Genomic DNA, 24267 nt, shown 5'->3' with positions numbered 1-24267 from the left:
GAAAGTGTTTTGATGGCGGATACATTTTTTTTTACGCCGTCTCGGCGGTTGACAGTTGCTAATGTTGCAGAGTTAACAGGTGCTAAACTTCTTAATCCAGAGTTTTCTAACACTGTTATAAATACTCTTTCTTCACTTGAGAGTGCTGTGGAAGGTTCACTTGTGTTTGTGGAGCATCGGAAGTTTTCTGATGCTCTATTAGGCAGTTCTGCTGTTGCTGTTTTTTGTACGAATGAAGTTGTTTTTAAAGTTCCTGAATCTATGGCGATTTTGGTGACATCCACACCGCAGCGTGATTTTGCACAGATTGGTCGCATCTTATTTCCTGATTCTATAAAGCCAATGCCTTGGTTTGGACAGAGAGAAATTTCACCACATGCACATATTCATCCAAGTGCTAAATTTGCGCATGATGTGTGTATCGAAGCGGGGGCTGTTATTGGCCGTAATGTTGAGATTGGTGCAGGGACTCTTATTTCATCTACTGCTGTAATCGGTGAAAATTGTCGTATTGGGCGTGACTGTTATATTGCCCCCAAGGTAACAGTTCAGTATTCTTTAATAGGAGACAGAGTTCAGCTTTACCCTGGTGTTTGTATTGGGCAAGATGGTTTTGGTTATGTTGGCAGTGTTTCTGGAATTGAAAAAATTCCACAACTTGGTCGTGTTATTATCGAGGATGGTGTAGAGATTGGTGCGAATACAACGATTGATCGTGGGACATTTGAAGACACCATTATTGGTGAAGGAAGCAAGATCGACAATCTCGTACAAATTGCCCATAATGTAAAAATTGGTCGCTATTGTCTTATTGCTGCGCAATGCGGAATTGCTGGAAGTACATCGATAGGTGATATGTCGCAACTTGGCGGGAGTGTAGGAGTAGCAGACCACATTGTAATAGGTAAATGCGTTCAGATTGCGGCGGGTAGTGGTGTTATGAATGATATTCCGGATGGAGAAAAATGGGGAGGAAGTCCAGCCCGGCCATTTAAGCAGTGGTTCCGTGAAGTAGCGGCGTTGCGTAATATTGGCAAAGTTAAAAAGGAGAAAGGCTAATATGGTCAACACCGAAGAAATGAAAAGTCTAGAGGCTGTAGATATTGAAAAGTTGCTGTCAATATTACCACATCGTTATCCATTTTTATTGATTGATCGCATTGTTGAAATTGATGGTGAGCAAGAAGCTATTGGTATTAAAAATATAACGATTAATGAGCCACATTTTACGGGACATTTTCCCGCAAAACCAGTTATGCCTGGGGTCTTGATTTTAGAGGCTATGGCACAAACGGCTGGGGCGATTTCGCTTTTAAAATTAGGAAATAAGCAAACAAATTTAGTTTATCTTATGACTGTTGATCATGCGAAATTTCGTAAGCCAGTTGTGCCTGGTGATCAGCTAAAGATTCATGTGCAGCTTTTAAAAAAGAGGTCTGGTATGAGGCGTTTTTCGTGTGTTGCAAAAGTAGAGGATGTTCGCGTTGCTGAAGCGGAAATTGCTGCGATGATTATCGAAGAAGAGTAGACGATATTGATGGGAATTTAAAAATATGTCCGGTACGAAAATCCATCCAACTGCCCTTGTGGAGAAGGGGGCGCAGCTTGGTGAGAATGTACGAGTTGGGCCATTTTGTCATATTAGTTCAGAGGCTGTTATTGGTGATGGATGCAGTTTGATGAGTCATGTTGTGATAATGGGGAAGACAACGTTAGGAGCCAATAGTAAAGTCTTTTCACATGCAGTTTTAGGGGCAGATCCGCAAAATAATAAACATAAGGGAGGTCATACAACTCTTTCGATTGGTAAAAATTGTACGATTCGTGAAGGCGTAACAATGCATAGGGGGTCCGACTCGAGTATAGGAATGACGATTGTTGGCGATAATTGCCAATTTTTTTGTTATGCACATATTGCTCATGATTGCCATGTAGGAAATTATGTAACATTTGCAAATAATGCGATGATAGCTGGTCATGTTACTGTTGGTGATCACGTTATTATTGGTGGTGGTGCTGCCGTTCACCAATTTGTTCGTGTTGGGCATCATGCATTTATTGGTGGTGTTTCTGCACTGGTTGGTGATCTAATACCCTATGGGACAGCTGTAGGTGTACAGGCAAAACTTGCTGGATTAAATATTGTTGGTATGAAGCGTGCAGGACTTGAGCGTAAAGATATTCATGCTTTACGTCATGCAGTTACGATGCTTTTTGATCATAGTAAACCGTTTAAAGAGCGTGTTAGCGACGTTGCTTCTTTCTATTCTACTTCTCAGTCTGTTATTGACGTTGTTAATTTTATTAAAGAAGAAGGAAAACGTTTTTATTGCATACCAAAATTTGAAGATCATAGAATAAAAGAAAATAAGGATTGAAAATGTCTGTTTCTGGTGCCAGAAGTTTTCTTTCCGGCCGCACTGCTATTATAGCAGGAAATGGTGTTTTGCCGATCAGCGTTGCTCAGGCTCTTGAGAAGGATGGACAAAACCCTTTTCTTATACTTTTACGTGGTGAGGCAGATGCTGTGCTTTATCGCTATGAGCATTACGAGTTATCAATTGTAGAGTTGGGGCGACTCATTAAAATTTTAAAAACAGCTGAAATTCGTAATATTGTTTTGGCAGGTGGCGTGAGAAAACGGCCCCTTATTACACAATTACGACTCGATTGGACGACATTTTTAGCTCTGCCTCAATTAATCAGGGCTTTGAGAGGTGGGGATGATGCGTTATTAAAAGCTTTTATACGGCTTATTGAAGCGCATGGTTTTTGTGTACTTGGTGCTCACGAAATAGTCCCAGATCTTTTAGCACCAGTGAAATTTAATCTAACCTCACGGCGCGCTACTCAAAAAGAGAAAAAAGATATTTTCTTAGCTGTAGAAGCAGCAAAGCTGTTAGGTCGATTAGATATTGGGCAAGCAGCTGTGGCTATCAATGGGAGAGTGGTTGCGGTTGAAGGAGCAGAAGGAACTGATAATATGCTCTGGCGGGTGTGTGAAATGCGCGAAAGAGGGCAAATTCCGCCTAAAGGTGGTGTTCTTGTTAAATGTGCAAAACCACAACAAGATCATCGCGTTGATTTACCGTCAATTGGACCTGCGACAATAATGAATATTACAAAGAGTGGACTATCTGGCATTGCGGTTGAGGCAAATAAAAGTCTGATATTATCAGTAAAAACAACGATAGAAAAAGCCAATAAATATTCTCTGTTTATAGAAACATTTGAAAAGTTTGATCATGAATGATTGTTCCTTTAAAATTGCTGTTGTTGCAGGAGAGGAATCTGGTGATTTACTTGGAGCAGATTTAATTTCTTGTCTATCACAACAGACAGGGTGCAACATTCATTTGATTGGCATTGGTGGAAGGCATTTAAAGGCACTAGGTTTAAAAAGCTTTTTTGATCCTCATGATATTGCTTTAATAGGTTTAGGTGCAGTTTTAAAAAAACTACCTTTATTGTTAATGCATATTCGCAATTTGTCTAAATTTATTGCACAAGAACAACCTGATTGTCTCATTATTATTGATAGTCCTGATTTTACCCATCGTGTTGCAAAAAAGGTGCGTATTTTAGCCCCTTCTATTCCTATTATTAAATATGTTGCGCCCACTGTTTGGGCATGGCGCCCAAAGCGCGCTAAAGCTATGCGCAAGTTCGTTGACCATATTTTAGCAGTTTTTCCTTTTGAAGAAAAGATTATACGGGATTTGGGAGGCCCTCCCACTACTTATGTTGGGCATCGTCTTTTAATTCATCCTCCACTCTTGTCTATCAAATCAGATAAGAAGTACCAATCAGAAAAAAAACAATTGCGTGGTAAAGAAATATCATCGCCTACATTAGTGCTTTTGCCAGGATCACGCAATTTAGAAATTCGCTACCTCCTGCCAATTTTTCAAGAAGCAGTAGAAATTCTTCTACAACGTATTCCTCATTTACGTATTATTTTACCAACCTTGCCACATTTAGTGGATGAAATTCGTGATTTTGTACAAGGTTGGAAAAGCAAAGTGGAAATTGTTGTTGGTGAAGATGAAAAATGGCATGCTTTTGCGCAAGCAGATGTTGCTCTTGCAGCACAGGGGACGGTTTCACTTGAATTGGCCTTAGCAAAAATTCCCATGGTTCTTTGCTATAAACTTGATTATTTTTCTAAATTATTCATTTTTCCTCAAATACGGTTATGGAGTGCTGCTCTTCCAAATATTATTTCTGACAAGCCGATTGTTCCGGAATATTTTAATGAATTTTTACGTCCTGGCATGTTAGCAAGGAAGATAGAACAACTTTTGTATAATTCTTTAGTACGACAGGCACAACTTGATGCTTTTGAGATGGTGGAACAGACCATGAAGACTAAAGTACCATCAGGGGTCGTTGGTGCACAAACAATTATGACTCTTTTAAAAGACAAGACTCAAATTGTATCAATAAAACAACGTTGATGGTTAATGTTTAATTTTAGCAAGAAAATTGCAAGCACGTTGGCTTTTAGGATTAGTAAAAAATTTTTCAGAGGCTGTATCTTCAATAATCGTTCCATTTTCTAGAAAAAGTATTCTTTCTGAAACTTCGCGCGCAAAACCCATTTCATGGGTCACACAAAGCATTGTCATTCCTGTATTTGCTAATTGGACCATGACCTCTAAAACTTCTCCAACGCTTTCTGGGTCAAGAGCTGATGTTGGTTCATCAAAAAGCATTACTTCAGGTTCCATACAAAGGGCACGAGCAATTGCAACACGCTGTTGTTGTCCGCCAGAAAGTTGTAAAGGGTATTTGTTACAGTGTTTTTCAATTCCAACGTCTGTAAGATAACGAATGGCCCGTTCTTTTGCTTGTTTTTTAGAAAGCCCTTGAACTGTCATGGGGGCTAAAATGCAATTTTGCATAACGCTCATATGGGGGAATAAATTAAAGTTCTGAAAGACCATTCCTATTTTACGGAGAACATTTTTTTGTTGGTATAGAGGGGCAGCATGAATATCAATATTATGAACGCAAATTACACCTTTTTGTGCTTTTTCTAATTGATTAATACAACGAATTAAAGTTGATTTTCCTGATCCGGAAGGACCACAGATAACAATGCGTTCGCCAATTTGAACATCGAAATTAATATCATAAAGTACTTGGAAATCTCCATACCATTTATTTAAATTCCGAATAGAAATTACGGAGTCTTGAGTAGTATGAACAAATTTATTATTTTCCAAATTCATCTTATTATATTCTTTCATTAATAAATAAGTTGCTTAATTGAACATTTTGATTTGGTAAAGGTTTTTGCGATCATTTTATTTACCGTAAATATCGGGTTAGACGATTTTCGATAAAAATAACAAAACGACGAATGAATTCAACGATAAGGAGATAAATAAGAGCGGCCCAAACGTAAACTTGGAAATCGAATGTACGTGAATAAGTGAGTTTGGCAATTCCCATTAAGTCATAGACAGTAACTAATGAGGCAATGGCACTGGATTTAATCATTAAAATGAATTCATTTCCTAAAGGACGTAATGCTAAGACCATTGCTTGCGGTAGAATAACTCTAAGAAACGTTACAGAACGACTCAATCCTAAGGCTTTTGATGCTTCACGTTGTCCAATTTTTACAGAGAGAAAACTTCCTTTAAAGATTTCAGATTGATAGGCAGCAGAATTGAGTGCAAAAATGAAAAGGCAACAATACCATGCGTTTTGAAAGAACCACCATAAGCCAACCTGTTGCCAGAAATTGTTCATTGAACCAAGTCCGTAGTAAAAAAGGAAGAGTTGAGCTAATAGAGGAGATCCGCGAAAAAAATAAACATAAGCATATGCAGAATATTGCAAAAACCTATTATTTGATAAACGTGCAAACGTAATAAGCATCCCAATGAAAAAACCAATAGAGCAAGCAATAAAAACAAGCTCAAAAGTAATAATAAAGCCATCAATAAATTTCGGCCCATAACGGCTTAGAAGAGCAGGATTAAAAAGGAAATAAAGCCACTCGGGAATCATCAGCTCAACACCTTTCTATATCCCGCTTGAGTATATGTTTCCAGAGTGTGCAAGATTGCGGAAAAAAATGCTGAAAATAACAAATAAAGTAAGCATGCCACAAGATAAAACAGCATAGGTTTATCAGTTGCAGCAACTGCTAAATTTGTCTGTCGCATGATATCAACAAGTGAAATGGTTGACACGAGGGATGTATCTTTCAGTAGAGTAAGCCAATTATTAGAAAGTCCTGGCAAGGCATTTCGGAACAGTTGAGGAAAGACAATACGAAAAAATGTAGTCGATTTTGAAAGTCCCAGAGCTTTAGCTGCTTCATATTGCCCTTTATCAAAAACATTGAATGCTCCAAGCCAAACTTCACAAGAAAAGGCTGCAAGCACCATACTGAGTGCAACAACACCGGCGACAAAAGCGTTGATACTGAACATTATTTCGATATTAAAATAATCAAGAACAATTTGAATAATATTTTGCAAGCCATAGTAAACTAAAAATAAGGTCAAAAGCTCTGGTAAGCCGCGGAATACTGATGAAAAAAGGGATGCTATAGCTCTCGCTGTTTTAATATTAGATCGAATCATCACTGCTCCTAGAAGTCCTAGAGGCAGTCCCAAGAGCCCACAACACAAAGCCAGTGATAATGTTATTCCCGCACTAGAAAGTATAACTGCACCCCATCCACCATTGCTAAATGATAGCAATGCTAAATTTTCAATCATTCTTGCGCTCCTCACAAAGAGTTAAATAATGTTTTAGAAACAGTTTGTTCAATTTTAGTCCATATTGATATTTAATAAAGATCGAATGAAAAATACTTTTTCATAATTTTATCATAAGTTCCATCCAAACGGATTTCTTTTATCGCTTTATTAAATTTGTTTTTCAGATCATTATTGTTTTGACGTAGAGCAATTGCAATAGGAAATTTTGTTTCTTCCAAAGTTCCTAGAAGTTGGCAACAATCTTTTCCTTCATTTTTGAGCCAGTTTAATGCTTTAAGTTTATCAACGATAACGGCATCAAGCCGATGGCTTAAAAGATCACGATTAACTTCTATTATTGTAGGATAAAGTTTGATATTTGCCCCTTCAGAGGCATAATGATCTTCTGCATACGCAGCTTGTGTTGTATTTGATTGCACACCAAGATTTTTACCTTTAAAAGCTTCTGTCGAGATCTCTTTAATTTCTGAATCTTTGCTAACAATGATGGCCAATTCTGTATTGTAGTAAGGATCTGTGAAGTCAATCTTTTGTAAGCGCTCTTGTGTGAGTGCAAGGGAAGCGATGATCGCATCATATTTTTTCGCAAGAAGACCGGGAATCATTCCCTCAAAATCTTGAGTGATAAGAATACATTTGACATTCATTTTTTGACAAAGTGCATAAGATATATCAATATCAAAACCCTGAAGTTTATTATTTGAGTCAATGTAACTAAATGGGGGGTAGGAACCTTCATTTGCAATTTTCAACGTTTGAGCATTGGCAGATGGGCTGAACAGTATTGTGCTTACTATAAGAGCTACTGCTAATAATTTCATTATGGTCTCCTGTTGGATAAGCGAGAAAATATAAGACTGTCATGTTTTTATAATCTGTAAGCTCTTCTGGGAGCAATGCAAAAAATTTAGGAGTGTTCATTTTGATATCATGACGATGAAAATCTTTTATGAATGTAGCTACCATAAACTTCAAAGAAGGAAGAGCTTTCTCATTGAGAATATTACAGATTATTTTTCATGAGATGATTTATCTTTATCATTTTATTCAAAAAAAAATCAAAAATTATGCTTTGAGAAAAGGCTATTCAATGAAAGCACGAAGAAGAGCTTAGCTATCGAAGAACATATAGAACGGATCTTTTGATCAATATGAATGTTTTTAAAAATAAACAATTTATTTAATTCTAATACATATTGATATTTAATAAATATCGAACGAAAAATACTTTTTCATGATTTTATCATAAGTTCCATCCAAACGGATTTCTTTTATCGCCTTATTAAATTTGTTTTTAAGATCTTCATTATTTTGACGTAGAGCAATTGCAATAGGAAATTTTGTTTCTTCCAAAGTTCCTAGAAGTTGGCAACAATCTTTTCCTTCATTTTCGAGCCAATTCAGGGCTTTTATTTTATCAGAGATAACGGCATCAAGCCGATGGCTTAAAAGATCACGATTAACTTCTATTATTGTAGGATAAAGTTTGATATTTGCCCCTTCAGAGGCATAATGATCTTCTGCATACGCAGCTTGTGTTGTATTTGATTGCACACCAAGATTTTTACCTTTAAAAGCTTCTGTCGAGATCTCTTTAATTTCTGAATCTTTGCTAACAATGATAGCCAATTCTGTATTGTAGTAAGGATCTGTGAAGTCAATCTTTTGTAAGCGCTCTTGTGTAGGAGCAAGGGAAGAAATGATCGCATCATATTTTTTCGCAAGAAGACTGGGAATCATTCCCTCAAAATCTTGAGTGATAAGAATACATTTGACATTCATTTTTTGACAAAGTGCATAAGATATATCAATATCAAAACCCTGAAGTTTATTATTTGAGTCAATGTAACTAAATGGGGGGTAGGAGGCATCACTCGCAATTTTCAGCGTTTGAGCATTGGCAGATTGGCTGAATAATGTTGTGCTTATTATAAGAGCTACTGCTAATAATTTCATTATGGTCTCCTATTAGATAAGCGAGAAAAATAAGACTGTCATGTTTTTTATAATCTGTAAGCTCTTCTGGAGCAATGCGAAAATTTATTTAAGTTCATTCTGCTATTATTATCTCGTATGAACAAAGAGCATTCTCAATTTTATCGCTTTATTGAGAAAAAATTATCAGAAAATTTTCTGCACAACTTCTATGATGGTCTTACTTGCAAAAAGGGTTTCAAAATCAAGGTTTATAAAAAACACTGTTAGGATTGTACCATTGAGTCATTTACAATAAAGCTCCAGTAAATTGAAGCTTTATTGTTTGGTTTTTTTACTTCATTTAACTTATACGTTTTTCTATGGGAACATATTCGCGCATGGTATAGCCTGTATAGAGTTGGCGAGGACGACCAATTTTTTGTGCAGGATCTTCAATCATTTCTTTCCATTGCGCAACCCAGCCGACACTACGTGCTAATGCAAAAAGAACAGTAAACATTTCGGTAGGAAATCCTAAAGCTTTTAATGTAATGCCAGAATAGAAATCGACATTTGGATAAAGCTTTTTTTCAACAAAATATTCATCATTTAAGGCGATTTTTTCGAGTTCTATAGCGATATCAAGAAGTGGATCATCTTGAATATTGAGTTCTTTTAAAACCTCATGGCAGGTTTTTTGCATGATTTTTGCACGTGGATCATAATTTTTATAGACTCTGTGACCAAATCCCATAAGGCGAAAAGGGTCATTTTTATCTTTTGCACGTGCAATAAATTCAGGAATTCTCTTAACAGAACCTATTTCTTGTAGCATCTTTAGGCATGCTTCATTGGCTCCACCATGTGCGGGGCCCCAAAGACAAGCAACACCTGCGGCGATACATGCAAATGGATTAGCGCCTGATGACCCAGCAAGGCGTACAGTGGATGTAGAAGCATTTTGTTCGTGATCTGCATGAAGGATAAAGATTCGATCCATTGCTCGTGTGAGTACAGGGTTGGTTTTGTATTCTTCACACGGAACAGAAAAACACATACGGAGGAAGTTTGCAGCGTAACTAAGATCATTACGTGGATAAACAAATGCTTGCCCGATACTGTATTTATAAGCCATAGCAGCAAGAGTAGGAACTTTTGAGATGAGGCGAACAGAAGCAATCATTCTCTGTTGAGGATCTGTAATATCAATCGAGTCGTGATAGAATGCTGACATAGCTCCAAGGCACGCAACCATGACAGCCATAGGATGCGAGTCGCGACGGAATCCATGAAAGAAGCGCGCAAATTGCTCGTGTACCATCGTGTGCTGCATGATACAACGATCAAAGTCACTTTTTTCCTGTTGTGTTGGGAGTTCACCGTAAAGTAAAAGGTAGCAGCTTTCGAGAAAATCCCCTTTTTCAGCCAGTTGCTCGATAGGATAACCGCGATAAAGCAATATTCCTTTATTACCATCAATATATGTGATTTTTGATTCACAAGAAGCAGTTGATGTAAAGCCAGGGTCATAAGTAAAAGTATCGGTTTGTTTGTAGAGAGAAGCAATTTCAATAACATCAGGACCAAGAGTACCTTTACGCAATGGAAGTTCTATTTTTTTATCATTCACTGTAATATGTGTTTTATTCTCAGACATTAGATATTCCTTTCAGATCCTCCGCTTCTAAAAAACAAGATTTTGCTTTATCAAGTGGGGAGACATATAATTGAAGCTTTTCCTCCTGTATTGAAGGGTAGATTTACCCTAAAAGATGACTCATGCAATCTAAAAAATGCTTTTTATCTGTAATTTTAGAAAATGTATATTTTAATAACTCAAGAGAAAAGATAATTTTTATTTTGTATAGAAGCATTGGTACATGAATGGTATAATGCAAAATCCATTAGACGCTACTGTTTTTACGTTTATGAAGAATAAGCCGGCGGCGTCGTTAATCTACCACCTTCTAATGTTATAATTGATCTTGACATAGACACTTAAGAGGCATTTTCACATCTATTCTTAAATGTTTTTATCCAGACATTGACTTCTTTTGTGATATGTAAACGCACAATTTTTTAATTTACTATGCGTTAAAAGAAGAAAATCTTACAACATTTAGTTCTCTTATTAAATATATGAAACAACAAATTATTTTAAAATCAAAATTTTAATCATAAATACGCATCTCGTTGATAAGTTATGTAGATGTCGTTTTTATGAGTTGGTCATTGATACGGTTGAGAGATTCATCTCGTCCCAATAAAAGAAGAACATCAAAAACTCCAGGCGATATGGTGCGCCCTGTGAGAACAGCTCGAAGGGGTTGAGCAATAGATCCAAATTTCAGATCTTGTGTTTGTGCATAAGATCGGAGAGCTTCATCGAGCGTTTTTGACTCCCAAGAGGGGCATGCTTTTAGGGTAAGATAAAGCCCCTTTAAAATGGTTTGTCCATTTTTATCTAGGAGCATTTGTGCTTTTTCATCAAGCTCTAATGGCCGTTGTGCAAAAATGAAGGAAGCATTGTCGATAAGTTCGCACAGTGTTTTTGAACGTTCTTTCAAATTTGGTATCGCTGTTAGAAATTGAGTACGGGCTTTTTCATCGAGCCTTTTCATTATTTGTAATCCACCCTCAATTTCTGGTAAAATATTAAGAGCAGCATCAAAGAGGCCTTGATCATTGCTTGTGCGCATATAGTAGCCATTAATAGCATCAAGTTTTTTGAGATCAAAACGGGCTGCACCTTTATTAATATCATCAATATCAAACCAAGAAATCATATCTTCGAGTGACATGAGTTCATCATCACCATGGCTCCAACCTAGACGGACGAGGTAATTACGCAACGCAGCAGGAAGGTACCCCATTGTGCGATAGGCATCGACACCTAATGCACCATGCCGCTTTGAGAGTTTTGCACCATTTTCACCATGGATAAGTGGAATATGTGCCATAACAGGAATATTCCACTCCATTGCATTGAAGATGATTGTTTGGCGAGCTGCATTTGTAAGATGATCATCACCGCGTATGATATGGGTTACACCCATATCATGATCATCAACGACAACGGCATGCATATAGGTAGGTGAACCATCAGAACGCAAAATGATAAAGTCGTCCAGATCTTTATTAGGAAAACGAACATCACCTTGAACACGGTCATGCACAATCGTTTCCCCATCTTGGGGTGCTTTGATGCGAATAACAGGCTTGATGTCTTTAGGAGCTTGAGAAATATCACGGTCTCGCCAACGTCCATCATAACGCGGGGGACGTCCTTTTGCGCGGGCATTCTCACGCATTTCAGCTAATTCTTCAGGAGAAGCATAACAATAATAAGCTTTGCCATCTTTTACCAATTGTTCAGCAACTTGGCGATGACGTTCTGCTCGTTCAAATTGCGAAATAGGGACACCGTCATAGTCCAGTCCCATCCACTGTAAGCCATCTATAATGGCTTTTACAGCTGCTTCTGTCGAGCGTTCTCGATCAGTATCTTCAATACGGAGAAACATTTTGCCACCAGTATGTTTTGCATAAAGCCAATTAAAAAGAGCAGTACGAGCCCCTCCGATATGAAGAAAACCTGTTGGTGAGGGGGCAAAGCGAGTAATAACAGACACGGATATCTTCCTTTAAAATTAAGATGTTATTTATAGAACTTTATGGAAAGATTATGTTAACATAGGTGATAGGGTGTGCAATAGCTGCGTTGCAAGTAAAGTGGGGGATTTGCAGATGTTTAAACACAATAAAGTTAAGGATGGTTTATCCGAAAGCAGTATAACAGAAAGAAAAAAAACGAATTTTCTACGGCAAGATACATTTTCTATCCTTTATAAAAAAAATAACGAAAGCTGTAACAAACAAGAAATTCTTTTTTTTATACCTTTAAAAGAGGCAACAACTCTTTTTTGGGAGTGGTTGATAGATTGCATAAACAAAGAAATCTCTTTTGGAATTCTTTTTTCATTGGTTTTAGTCTTCTTTTCCATAGGGATTATTTTATATTTCAGTTTAGAGCAAGAGCCAAGTTGGGGGCAATTGGGGATATTGGTGAGTTTCTTTTTGGGCACACTTTTTATTTTGCGTGTTTACCGGAGAATATGGATTATTGCGGGATTTCTGTTTTGTATTGTATTGGGTGCTTTGGCTGCAAAAATAGAAACATGGCGTATCTCTACACCAATGCTGAGCAGCGATATCATCACTACGTTAACAGGAAGAATTTTGTCTCTTGAGTCAAGGCAAAAAGGGGAGTTTCATTTAGTTCTAGATGTTTTGAGTACAGAAAAGCCAGTATTACGTCATGCTCCTCATCGTGTTCATTTGTCGGGAAGACATTTACCCTATGAATTGGCAATTGGTGATGGACTCTATGGAAAAGTCAAAATGCGTGCATTATCTGGACCGGTGCGTCCAGGAGGCTATGATTTTAGTTTCCATAATTATTTTAAAAGAATTGGTGCGCAGGGAATTTTTTTGGGAAATCCAGTCAAAATATCAGTTTCACAGCCCGATGGAATATTAGGGATAGTCCTACAAAAAATTGAAAATTTACGGACGAACATGACGCAAAGAATCCGTATGGCAATTGATCAAGAAACGGGTAGCGTTGCGGCTGCTCTTATAACGGGACAGCGGGGAGGTATTTCAAAGGATACAAACGAAGCATTGCGTACAGCTGGATTAGCGCACATTTTATCAATATCAGGTTTGCATATGGCTTTATTGAGTGGCATAGTTCTTGTCAGTATCCGTAGTTTTTTAGCACTTTTTCCAGTTTTCTCATCTTATTATTCCGCTAAAAAATTGGCTGCTATTGCTGCATTAATGATGACAGCTTTTTATTTGCTACTGTCTGGTATGGCTGTATCAGCACAGAGAAGTTTTGTAATGATTGCCGTTATGTTGGTTGCTGTATTGTGTAATCGTTCTGCTGTCACAATGCGTAATTTTGCTATTGCGGGTTTGATAACTCTGGCTGTTAGACCACATGAAATATTAGGACCCAGTTTTCAAATGTCTTTTTCTGCGACCGCAGCTTTAATTGCTTTTTTTGACTGGTGGAGCAGTCGGTCATTTTTTCGTAAAAGAAAAACAACACCCTTTTATGTTGGAGGTGGTATGATTCGTTTTGTGTTCTTATCGATACTTTCAATATGTTCATCTTCGTTTGTAGCAGGAACTGCCAGCGGAATTTATGCCGCTTATCATTTCTCCAATATTGCATTTTTTAGTGTTATCAGTAACGCTTTAGCTTTGCCTATAGTGTCAATCCTCATCATACCTTTTGGATTAATTGCAGTCCTTACAATGTTTTGGGGGCTTGAATGGTTTCCACTTCAAATTATGGGTTTTGGTGTTGGTCTTGTGATAAAAATTGCTTACGCTATAAAGGACATTTCCCCTGATTTAAATCCTGGATTTATGCCGTTATCTGCATTGGTTTTATTGAGTACAGGTTTAGTTGGACTGATTTTTTGCAAAACATTTATCAGGCTCTTGTTTAGTTTTTTTATTTTGGCAGGTCTTTGTATTTGCTGGATGCATTCACCTGTACAACTGATTATAGCAGACAATATGAGACTCGTGGGTATTGTTGATAAAAAGGAATTATATATTGATCGTTACCACTTTTCTCAATTCACGACATCCATATGGGAAAAATCATTTCGTGTGAATGAGAGAATTAAACCAACAAGGTATGGTCCTTCATTTAAGGGACAGTTTATTTGTGATAATCATGTATGTGTATCCTTATTAGAAAATGGATCGAGAGTGGTTGTGTTGCGTGGAGAAACAGATCAATGTGTAGAGGCAGATATTCTGATTAAGACATTTGCAATGAGTGATCGAACATGTAACAAAAAGGCAAAAATAATATTTACGCGCCAACAATTTTTATCACGAGGGAGCATGATGATGACCAAAAGCGGAGATATCATTTGGTCGTCAATGGGGTTTCATAGACCATGGAATATACACAGACAGCATTCACAAAAATCGTACAATTTATCGCATTCTCCATCTTTTCTAAAGAACTATAGCATAGAAAATGATCGGCGCATTTTGTGACTATGCTTTGTTATTTTTCTAATTTTGGATTATCAATATTCACAATAACCGATGATTCATGAGTTTTCAAAAAACGAACAATTTTTTGATAGTGAAAGCTAAGCTGAAAAGGCTTATTGGATATGAAAAATGTCAATAAATTTTATAAAGAGATAAAATTGTTAATCATTCCATTTTATTATTGTTCTATGTTTTATAATAATGGACACTTTTTCAATCAAAAAGTGATGAATAAATTGATGGTAGATTGATACAATAGACTACTCTTTATTAAAAGTCTTGAGCAAATGTCACGGGTTGGTACAAAGGTAAAATAATTTCATGAATGTTCAGCAGTTAAAAAAAATAGCGGCTCTTAAAGCGCTTGAATTTGTTGAAGATGATATGCGGCTTGGTATCGGATCTGGTTCGACAGTCAATGAATTTATTCACCTTCTTGGTGAGCGTGTTGCTGATGGTCTGCGCGTAACAGGTGTTGCTACCTCACGGAATTCTGAACAACTCTGTCGTAAATTTGGAGTGCCTCTCAGCACTTTAGAACAAATGCCTGAACTAGATCTTGATATTGATGGGGCAGATGAAATTGGTCCAGAGATGTCTCTCATTAAAGGGGGAGGTGGGGCATTGTTGCATGAAAAAATTGTGGCAGCAGCATCTCATACAATGCTTATTATCGCTGATGAAACAAAGGTAGTAAAAAGACTTGGTGCTTTTGCACTGCCAATAGAAGTCAATCCATTTGGTATGAATGCGACGCGCAGAGCCATCGAAAAAGTAGCTGATGATTTAGGGCTTTCTGGAGAAATTGTATTACGGATGAACGGAGAAAATCCTTTTGAAACAGATGGTGGTCATTTTATTCTTGATGCGTTTTGGGGATGTATTTTGCAACCAAAACTCTTATCAGAAGCACTTCTTACAATTCCTGGTGTTGTAGAGCATGGTCTTTTTTTGGGATTGGCTTCACGTGCAATTGTAGCTATGGCAGATGGTCAAACAAAAGTTTTAGAATCTTTTGATTTTTAGAGAAGACAGTTACATAATGATATGTTAGCACAATACGATAAATAAAAAGTATTGAAATTTTGAACAAATAATGCATTTGAATTATAATTAATTATCGGGGTAATCATTAAATGAAAAAAATATTTTCTTTTCAGCGTTTTGTTGTATATTTAGGTGTAGTTGCAGTTTTTGTTGTGAATATTGGAATGGCTTATGCACAAGGTGTGAGCGATCAACATTTAGCTTCAGCTAGAAAGGCTATAAGTGCCATTCACGCAACGGATCAGTTTGATAGTTTTTTACCAAATGCGGTAGATGAGCTTAAAACTGCACTGATGAGGGATGACCCAAATTTGGCAGGGGCTATTTCTGATATTGTTGATAAGCAGGCGCTTGCTTTAGCTAAACGGCGCTCTGATCTAGAAAAAGAGATTGCTCATGTATATGCAAAATATTTTACGCAAAAAGAGCTTGATGCAATAACAGCATTCTACAATTCTGATACCGGTAAAAAGTTTATGACAGAAGTCCCCAATATCACACGTGATTCTTATTCAGCATTTGATGTATGGCGTTCTGCGTTTATGCGGGATTTTATAGAAAATGTGAAAAAAGAGATGTCTGAAACACTTAATTTGAATAATTCTACTATGCCTACAAATATGCCTATAAAATCAGAATCTTCAGAAAAGAAGAGATAGTTTGATTGGTATCGTAAAAATCATGTGCAATTTTTAGTTTATTTAGAAAAAAAACGGCGGTTTTCCCGCCGTTTTTGATAAAGAGAGGTCTTTTAAAGGGGAGCGCTTTGTAGAAAAAAGAGCACTTGGAAACAAAAAGACTTTCATTTTATTATAAATGACCATAGCCTATTGCTGCAGACATGTGAGAAGGAATAGTTCGTGAGATCTTTTGACTTTGATTTGTTCGTTATTGGAAGCGGTTCTGGTGGCGTGCGTGCTGCACGCCTTGCTGGAGGTCTTGGGAAGCGTGTTGCTATAGCAGAAGAATATCGAATAGGGGGAACTTGTGTTATTCGTGGTTGTGTTCCTAAGAAATTGTATGTTTATGCCTCACAATATGCAAAAGAGTTTAGGAAGAGCGTTGGTTTTGGATGGAAATATGCTGATCCCGTTTTTAGTTGGGAAAAACTCGTTGCAGCAAAAAATACAGAAATATCAAGATTAGAAGGGCTTTATCGCAAGGGATTGCAGGATAATAATGTTCATATTTATGAAAGTCGTGCGGCATTTGTGGATGATCATACATTAGAGCTTTCTGCCACGGGTGAACGGGTCAGCGCGGAAAAGATTTTAATTGCGACGGGGGCGAGAATTGCACCAAATACTGCGATAAAAGGCAGTGATTTATGCCTTACTTCTAATGAAATTTTTGATCTTGAAAAACTTCCAAAATCAATAGTCATTGTTGGTGGGGGGTATATTGGTGTTGAATTTGCTAATATTTTTCATGAATTAGGTGTGAAAACAACATTACTCCATCGTGGTGATTTAATTCTTCGTAACTTTGACCATGATTTACGACAGTTGCTTCATGATACAATGGTTGAAAAAGGGATTTCTATTATTTATGAGGCGGCAGTTTCCAAAGTACAAGCGAGTGGAGATTGTTATGATGTTGTTTTATCAAGTGGACAAACGATTACGACCGATCAGGTTATGTTGGCAACGGGGCGTGTGCCAAATACAACAGGTTTAAGACTTGAGCGGGCAGGTGTTAAAGTGAATGAATTTGGTGCAGTTATTGTTGATGAAAGAATGACAACAAATGTTCCCCACATTTGGGCTGTTGGTGATGTAACGGGTCATATTCAATTAACACCTGTTGCGATTCATGATGCAATGTGTTTTGTTAAGACTGCATTTGAGAATACACCCACGACACCTGATTATGATTTAATCACCACAGCGGTTTTTTCACAACCTGAGATTGGAACAGTCGGTCTTTCAGAAGAAGATGCATTACATCGTTATAAGCGTCTTGAGATTTATCGTACAGTTTTTCGTCCTATGCGCAATGTTCTTTCTGGAAGTACAGAAAAAATGTTTATGAAACTGATTGTTGATGGTGAAAGCCGGATTGTTGTGGGGGCTCATATTTTAGGGGAAAACGCTGGTGAGATAGCGCAGCTCCTTGGCATATCTCTCAAGGGGAAGCTGACAAAGGATATCTTTGATGAGACTATGGCGGTGCATCCAACGATAGCAGAAGAAATAGTAACGATGTATAAACCAAATTATATATATGAAAACGGGAAAAAAATAGAAAATTAAAGAGCGCAGGTTATAGTAGGCAACGAAGCTTTTGGTACGACAAGCTGTAAATTGTGGCTCGGAGAGAGTGTAATGATAAAAGAGTGGACGCCTAACTCTTGGAGAACAAGGCCAATTAAACAAGTTCCGACTTATCCGGATCAGTCTATGTTAGCAGATGTTGAACAAAAGTTACGGAGCTATCCTCCTTTAGTTTTTGCCGGTGAAGCACGTGATTTAAAAAATGAATTAGCAGCGGTTGCACAAGGTCAGGCTTTTTTATTACAAGGTGGGGATTGTGCAGAAAGCTTTGCAGAACATGAAGCTGATAACATTCGTGATTTTTTTCGTGTATTTTTACAAATGGCGATCGTTTTAACTTTTGGTAGTTTTAAACCAGTTGTTAAAATCGGTCGTATTGCTGGTCAGTTTGCAAAGCCACGCTCTTCTGATATGGAAAGCAGAGAAGGTATTGAACTTCCTTCTTATCGGGGAGATATTATTAATGGCATTGAGTTTGGAACGGATTCTCGTATTCCTGACCCACACAGGATGTCTATGGCTTATCGCCAATCTGCAGCAACGCTTAATTTGTTGCGTGCTTTTTCACAAGGAGGATATGCCAATTTAGAAAATGTTCATGCATGGATGTTGAGTTTCGTTTCTAATAGCCCACAGGGCGAACGTTATAAGATATTGGCAGAACGTATTTCTGAAGCGATTGATTTTATGCGTTCCATAGGAATTACATCTAAAACCAATTCTTCATTACGTGAAACATCTTTTTATACCAGCCATGAGGCACTTTTGCTTGGCTATGAGGAGGCTTTGACGCGGATTGATTCAACTTCAGGAGATTGGTATGCAACATCTGGCCATATGTTATGGATTGGTGATCGCACGCGTCAAATTGATCATGCACACGTTGAATATTGCCGCGGCATTAAAAATCCTATAGGCTTGAAGTGTGGCCCTTCTCTTGAACCTGATGCGCTTTTGAGGTTGATTGACATTCTAAATCCTGAAAACGAACTGGGTCGATTGACGCTCATTACGCGTTTTGGTTATGATAATGTTGAACAATATCTTCCTAAATTGATCCATGCAGTTAAGCGGGAAAAACGTAAAGTTATATGGTCATGTGATCCAATGCATGGCAATACGGTTACTGTGAATGGCTATAAAACACGCCCTTTTGATTATGTTTTAAAGGAAGTAGAGAAGTTTTTTTCAGTGCACTGTGAGGAGGGAACATATCCAGGGGGGATTCATATTGAAATGACTGGTCGTGATGTAACAGAATGTACAGGTGGGGCACATGCTATCTCTGTTGAAGATTTGTCTAATCGCTATCATACGCAATGTGATCCACGGTTAAATGCAGATCAAGCGTTAGAATTGGCTTTTCTTGTTGCTGAACTCCTTAAAAAAAATCGCAATTCTGATTCATTTGCTCTTGTCGCAAATGGGTAGATAAAAAGTTGCATAACATTTTTTTATCTTAAGCTTTTTATAAAAGAAGCGTTTTTTAAAAAAGAATATTTCCGATGATTAAAACAGATTTTTAAGTCACAAAATTGATGAAATGATATAAAGGTATGAAAAATGATTTTCGGGTAGCAGTTGCCCAATTAAATCCTGTTGTTGGTGATATTCAAGGAAATTTTTCTCTTGCTGTCATGGCACATCAAAAGGCTAAAGAAGAGGGGGCTGATCTTGTTTTATTCACGGAACTTTTTATCAGTGCTTATCCGCCAGAAGATCTTGTTCTCAAAGCTGCTTTTATAAAAACATGTGAAGATGCTATTAAAGAATTAGCAAAGATAACGGTAGGGGGACCGGGGATCGTTATTGGTCTTCCACTAAGGCATGATGGTAATATTTACAATGGTGTTGTCCTTCTTGATGAAGGACGGATAATTGCTGAAAGCTTGAAGTTTGATTTACCTAATTATGCTGAATTTGATGAAAAGCGATTATTTTCTCCTGGTCCACGCCCCGAGCCGATTGTTTATCATGGAATAAGGCTCGGAATAGTAATTTGTGAGGATATTTGGAATGATCCTTCTCTGTGTGCAGAGCTTGGTAATAAAGGAGCTGAGATCATTCTTGTCCTTAATGGCTCTCCCTATTCTCGCAACAAAACGCTAAAACGTATAGAAGTTGTTCGTGCGCAAGCTCTCCAATCCGGCATGCCTATTATTTATGCGAATCAGGTGGGGGGGCAAGATGAGCTCGTTTTTGATGGAGGGTCTTTTGCGTTAAATGGACAAGGCAAAATGGTCTTTCAAATGAAACATTTTGAAAGCCATATTGCTGTAAGTCATTGGCAACGGATAACAACAGGATGGCAATGTGTTTCTGGTCCAAATGAAAATCTTCTCAATGGGTTAGCTGCTGATTATAAAGCGTGTGTTTTGGGTTTAAAAGATTACGTTAATAAAAACCGCTTTAAGGATGTTATTCTTGGACTTTCAGGAGGAATTGATTCAGCTCTTTGTACGGCAATGGCGGTAGATGCTCTAGGCGCTGAGAGAGTTCGCACCGTGATGATGCCCTATCATTATACTTCGCAGGCATCATTGAAAGATGCCAAAGAGTGTGCACATCTTTTAGGATGTGATTATCAAATAATACCAATTGTGCAGCCTGTTGAGATTTTTTTAAATACAATGGCGCCTCTTTTTTTAGGATTGCCATCTGATGTGACAGAAGAAAATCTTCAAAGTCGTATACGCGGCACTATCTTAATGGCTCTCTCGAATAAATTTGGCTCAATGGTGATAACAACAGGCAATAAGTCAGAAATGGCTGTGGGATATGCGACACTTTATGGTGATATGAATGGAGGGTTTAATCCTCTGAAAGATATTTATAAAATGCAGGTTTATGCATTAGCAGAGTGGCGCAATAAAAACCACTTGCAAAATTTGAGGGGCCCAGAAGGAATTGTGATTCCACAAAATATTATAGAAAAAGCACCTTCCGCAGAGCTACGAGAAAATCAAAAAGATGAAGATTCTCTTCCGCCTTATCCTATTCTAGATGATATCTTGCAATCTCTTGTAGAAAATGACATGAGTATTTGTGATATTATTAAACGTGGGTATTCACGAGAAACTGTTGAGAAAGTTGAACAGCTTCTTTATGGTGCTGAATATAAAAGACGACAATCTGCACCCGGTGTAAAAATCAGTTACAAGAGTTTCGGACGCGATCGTCGCTATCCAATAGTCAATCATTTTCGCGATAAAAATTGAGTATTATTTTATGGTTAAAGTTCGTTTTGCTCCCTCTCCAACAGGTTATATTCATATTGGCAATATCCGTAGTGCGCTTTTCAATTGGCTTTATGCGCAAACGTATCAGGGAGAATTTATTTTGCGCTATGATGATACAGATGTTGAACGTTCTAAACAAGAATATATCGATGCTATTGCTGTTGACCTTGAATGGCTTGGTATTCAACCAGATGAAATTTATTACCAATCTAAGCGATTTAATCGATATGATGAAGTTGCGGAAATTCTCAAACAACGTGGGCTTCTTTATCCCTGTTATGAGACTGCAGAAGAATTAGAGCGGCGTCGTAAAATCCAGCTTTCACGCAAATTACCGCCTATTTATAACCGTGCAGCATTAAAATTGACAGCAGAAGAGAAAAAAAACTTTGAATCTCAAGGTCGTAAACCCCATTGGCGTTTTCTTCTTCCTAATTTTGAAAGTGATCCTTTGCAAACAAAGCGAACAGAAGTTTGCTGGAATGATGCAATAAAGGGAAAGCAAACGATTGATTTGGCTTCTCTTTCAGATCCTGTTCTTATTCGTGAAGATGGAAGCTATCTTTATACATTGCCGTCTGTTGTTGATGATGTAGATATGGCTATTACGCATATTATTCGTGGGGATGATCATATTACAAATACAGGCGCTCAAATTGCTCTTTTTAAAGCTCTTAATGCAGAATTACCGGTTTTTGGTCATACAAATTTATTGGCGACAGTTTTAGGAAAAGGATTTTCAAAACGTAACAATGATCTTTCTATTCGTTCTCTAAGGGAAGAAGGATTTGAATCTATGGCTGTTCAATGCCTTGCCGTTTTGATTGGGACATCGCAAAATGTGCATCCCTATCCCAATCAAGCAGCGCTTTTAGAGCATTTTAATCTCCAAGATACGTCAAGATCCGTTGCAAAATTTGATATTGCTGATCTTCTTGCTTTGAATAGTCATCTTGTCCATGAGTTAACCTATCAGGAAGTAAAAATGCGCCTTAAAAAACTTTCTATTGATGGAGAAAAAGCGGAGCTTTTTTGGAATGCGATAAGGGGCAATATCGATAAAGTGAATGATGCTGTTTTATGGTGGAAAATGCTTCATGATGAACAGAGCTTTGATACAGTGGCGCTTGAAGATCGTGCCTTTGTGCGCCAATCACTCAATTTTTTGCCTGAAGGTGCATTGAATGATGAGAGTTGGAAAGTTTGGACGACCACATTAAAAGAAAAAACCGGTCGTAGTGGGAAAGCGTTGTTCATGCCGTTACGTCAGGCCCTTACTGGAATGGATCATGGACCTGAAATGGGAAAAATTTTGCAACTTTTGGGACGCGAAAAAATAGTAGAAAGATTGGTTGCCCAAGGGGCATAAGAGCAGCTCTTTCAGAGAATTTTGTTCGTCTTTCGTATGATCAAAAATGATAAATTTCTCGTTTAATGGCGGGTTTTTATGAGCATAAATGCTGGGATATCATCGCCAAACCCAAGAGGAGAGGAATCTTTATTTTTTCGAGGGTGGTGTTGTTCAGATGGTTTTGCTTTATGATTTGCGGTTTGAAGGTAATCTACTTTATCATCTTTTAAGAACTTTTTAGTTTGAACAACACGCTCTTTTTGAGAAGTTTTCTTTAACGATGTTGGAGATTTTTTTTTAAAAATAATATCATCTTCTTGATCACCGGTCGTTAAAGTAGAGAGATCTCCGTTGAACCATTCAATTTTTTCGCTGCTCATTTCTTCAATGGCACTGATATATTTTTGGTCAGCTTTTGTAACGATCGTAAAAGCTTTGCCACTACGATTTGCACGTCCTGTACGACCAATTCGATGAATATAGTCTTCAGCATGTGTAGGAACGTCATAGTTGAACACATGACTTACAGCTGGGATATCAAGTCCACGGGCAGCTACATCAGAAGCAACAAGAAGTTTGAGTTTATTATTTTTAAAATCGGCGAGTGTGTTCATACGCGCGTGTTGGTCCATATCTCCGTGAAGTGCGCCTACACTAAAATTATGTCTGACGAGCGATCTAAAAAGTTCAGAGATATCTTTCTTTCGATTACAAAAAATAATAGCATTTTTTAGTTCATCGCCTTCATTCTGGATAAGTTCTCGCAAAACAGCTCTTTTATCCCATGAATTATTTCCGGATTTCACAAGGCGCTGTGTAATTGTGGTCGCAGTTGAAGATGCTTTTGTAACTTCAACAGAGACAGGAGAATGTAAAAATTGCTGTGTTAATTTGCTGATTTCTGGCGCCATTGTTGCAGAAAAGAATAAAGTCTGACGCGTAAAAGGGGTTAGTTTACAGATACGTTCAATATCAGGAATAAACCCCATATCCAACATGCGATCAGCTTCATCAATAACAAGAATTTCAACACCCATCATGAGCAATTTACCGCGTTCGAAATGATCAAGAAGGCGTCCTGGTGTTGCTATAAGGACATCGGCTCCCCGTTCAAGTTTACGATCTTGCTGTTCAAAAGAAACGCCACCAATCAGAAGTGCAACATTCAAACGATGATTTATGCCGTATTTATCGAAATTTTCTTCAACTTGGGCTGCAAGCTCCCGTGTTGGCTCTAAGATGAGAGTCCGAGGCATTCGGGCTCTTGCACGGCCTTTTTCAAGGAGTGTGAGCATAGGCAAAACGAAAGAGGCTGTTTTTCCCGTTCCTGTTTGAGCGATTCCTAGAACATCTTTTCTTTGAAGGACGTGGGGAATTGTTCCACTCTGAATAGGCGTTGGAACTGTATACCCTGCTGATTTTACTGCTTTGATAACCTTTGTCGAAAGACCTAAATCATCAAAACTCTTTAAAGATGGTGTCATTTTTCTATCAATTGCTCTGTGATTTTAATTTCGTTATCCAAACTATCCGTAAGATTAAGGAGTTTACTCTCGTTTAGAGGGTTAAGGTGCTTTCACAAAAAAGTCAACTATAACAGCCATATACGT

General features: G+C 37.7%; 20 protein-coding genes. 12 read left to right on the top strand and 8 right to left on the bottom strand.

Annotated features, from left to right (window positions below; all coding sequences use genetic code 11):
• Positions 1–12: 12 nt before the first annotated feature.
• From lpxD to lpxB, 5 genes are read left to right on the top strand one after another with little or no spacing between them, the layout of a single operon-like run.
• A complete protein-coding gene (lpxD, locus tag J7R12_RS03660) occupies positions 13–1059 on the top strand; it encodes a UDP-3-O-(3-hydroxymyristoyl)glucosamine N-acyltransferase (protein WP_126602860.1) in 1047 nt (348 codons plus the stop codon).
• Position 1060: 1 nt separating this feature from the next.
• On the top strand, positions 1061–1528 hold the full coding sequence (fabZ, locus tag J7R12_RS03655; RefSeq protein ID WP_126602862.1) for a 3-hydroxyacyl-ACP dehydratase FabZ: 468 nt from the start codon (positions 1061–1063) through the stop codon (positions 1526–1528).
• A 25-nt stretch (positions 1529–1553) separates the two neighbouring features.
• The gene (lpxA, locus tag J7R12_RS03650) at positions 1554–2378 is read left to right on the top strand and encodes an acyl-ACP--UDP-N-acetylglucosamine O-acyltransferase (protein ID WP_126602864.1); all 825 of its coding nucleotides are present in this window, start codon (positions 1554–1556) and stop codon (positions 2376–2378) included.
• Positions 2379–2380: 2 nt separating this feature from the next.
• The gene (locus tag J7R12_RS03645; protein ID WP_126602866.1) at positions 2381–3253 is read left to right on the top strand and encodes an LpxI family protein; all 873 of its coding nucleotides are present in this window, start codon (positions 2381–2383) and stop codon (positions 3251–3253) included.
• The gene (lpxB, locus tag J7R12_RS03640) at positions 3246–4457 is read left to right on the top strand and encodes a lipid-A-disaccharide synthase (protein ID WP_126602868.1); all 1212 of its coding nucleotides are present in this window, start codon (positions 3246–3248) and stop codon (positions 4455–4457) included. Before J7R12_RS03645 ends, lpxB begins: the two co-directional genes overlap by 8 nt.
• Positions 4458–4460: 3 nt before the next feature.
• On the opposite strand, the gene J7R12_RS03635 is transcribed toward lpxB, so the two are convergent.
• The 7 genes from J7R12_RS03635 to gltX (J7R12_RS03605) form a co-directional block, all read right to left on the bottom strand.
• Positions 4461–5234, bottom strand: a complete 774-nt coding sequence (locus J7R12_RS03635) for an amino acid ABC transporter ATP-binding protein (protein WP_126602870.1) — start codon at positions 5232–5234, stop codon at positions 4461–4463.
• Positions 5235–5313: 79 nt separating this feature from the next.
• Positions 5314–6021 carry an ABC transporter permease gene (locus J7R12_RS03630; RefSeq protein WP_126602872.1) on the bottom strand — a complete coding sequence of 236 codons (708 nt, stop codon included), beginning with the start codon at positions 6019–6021 and terminating at the stop codon, positions 5314–5316.
• Positions 6021–6740, bottom strand: coding sequence for an ABC transporter permease (locus J7R12_RS03625; RefSeq protein WP_126602874.1), 720 nt, complete (start codon positions 6738–6740; stop codon positions 6021–6023). The genes J7R12_RS03630 and J7R12_RS03625 overlap by 1 nt, the downstream gene beginning before the upstream one ends.
• Before the next feature lie 71 nt (positions 6741–6811).
• Entirely contained in the window at positions 6812–7564 is a 753-nt protein-coding gene (locus J7R12_RS03620; protein WP_126602876.1) for a transporter substrate-binding domain-containing protein, read from the bottom strand.
• Between the two features lie 382 nt (positions 7565–7946).
• The gene (locus J7R12_RS03615) at positions 7947–8699 is read right to left on the bottom strand and encodes a transporter substrate-binding domain-containing protein (protein WP_126602878.1); all 753 of its coding nucleotides are present in this window, start codon (positions 8697–8699) and stop codon (positions 7947–7949) included.
• Between the two features lie 322 nt (positions 8700–9021).
• On the bottom strand, positions 9022–10317 hold the full coding sequence (gene gltA, locus J7R12_RS03610) for a citrate synthase (RefSeq protein WP_126602880.1): 1296 nt from the start codon (positions 10315–10317) through the stop codon (positions 9022–9024).
• Positions 10318–10861: 544 nt separating this feature from the next.
• A complete protein-coding gene (gene gltX, locus J7R12_RS03605; protein ID WP_126602882.1) occupies positions 10862–12292 on the bottom strand; it encodes a glutamate--tRNA ligase in 1431 nt (476 codons plus the stop codon).
• A 115-nt stretch (positions 12293–12407) separates the two neighbouring features.
• On the opposite strand from gltX (J7R12_RS03605), the gene J7R12_RS03600 reads away from it, so the two are divergent.
• From J7R12_RS03600 to gltX (J7R12_RS03570), 7 genes are all read left to right on the top strand, one after another.
• A complete protein-coding gene (locus J7R12_RS03600) occupies positions 12408–14747 on the top strand; it encodes a ComEC/Rec2 family competence protein (protein ID WP_126602884.1) in 2340 nt (779 codons plus the stop codon).
• A gap of 321 nt (positions 14748–15068) precedes the next feature.
• A complete protein-coding gene (gene rpiA, locus J7R12_RS03595; protein WP_126602886.1) occupies positions 15069–15773 on the top strand; it encodes a ribose-5-phosphate isomerase RpiA in 705 nt (234 codons plus the stop codon).
• A 110-nt stretch (positions 15774–15883) separates the two neighbouring features.
• Positions 15884–16453: a DUF2059 domain-containing protein gene (locus J7R12_RS03590; RefSeq protein ID WP_126602887.1), complete on the top strand. Its 570-nt coding sequence runs from the start codon at positions 15884–15886 to the stop codon at positions 16451–16453.
• 201 nt (positions 16454–16654) lie between these two features.
• Entirely contained in the window at positions 16655–18046 is a 1392-nt protein-coding gene (gene gor, locus J7R12_RS03585; protein WP_126602889.1) for a glutathione-disulfide reductase, read from the top strand.
• A 72-nt stretch (positions 18047–18118) separates the two neighbouring features.
• Positions 18119–19498, top strand: coding sequence for a class II 3-deoxy-7-phosphoheptulonate synthase (locus tag J7R12_RS03580; RefSeq protein WP_126602890.1), 1380 nt, complete (start codon positions 18119–18121; stop codon positions 19496–19498).
• A 125-nt stretch (positions 19499–19623) separates the two neighbouring features.
• A complete protein-coding gene (locus J7R12_RS03575; RefSeq protein ID WP_126602892.1) occupies positions 19624–21285 on the top strand; it encodes an NAD+ synthase in 1662 nt (553 codons plus the stop codon).
• A gap of 10 nt (positions 21286–21295) precedes the next feature.
• A complete protein-coding gene (gene gltX / locus J7R12_RS03570; RefSeq protein ID WP_126602894.1) occupies positions 21296–22675 on the top strand; it encodes a glutamate--tRNA ligase in 1380 nt (459 codons plus the stop codon).
• 62 nt (positions 22676–22737) lie between these two features.
• Here the strand turns inward: gltX (J7R12_RS03570) and J7R12_RS03565 are convergent, their stop codons facing one another.
• A complete protein-coding gene (locus J7R12_RS03565; protein WP_126602896.1) occupies positions 22738–24141 on the bottom strand; it encodes a DEAD/DEAH box helicase in 1404 nt (467 codons plus the stop codon).
• Positions 24142–24267: the final 126 nt, after the last annotated feature.

Origin of the sequence: Bartonella vinsonii subsp. vinsonii (assembly GCF_902825235.1) — a bacterium.
GTDB lineage: Bacteria > Pseudomonadota > Alphaproteobacteria > Rhizobiales > Rhizobiaceae > Bartonella > Bartonella vinsonii.
This window is presented reverse-complemented; position numbering and strand designations above follow the sequence as displayed.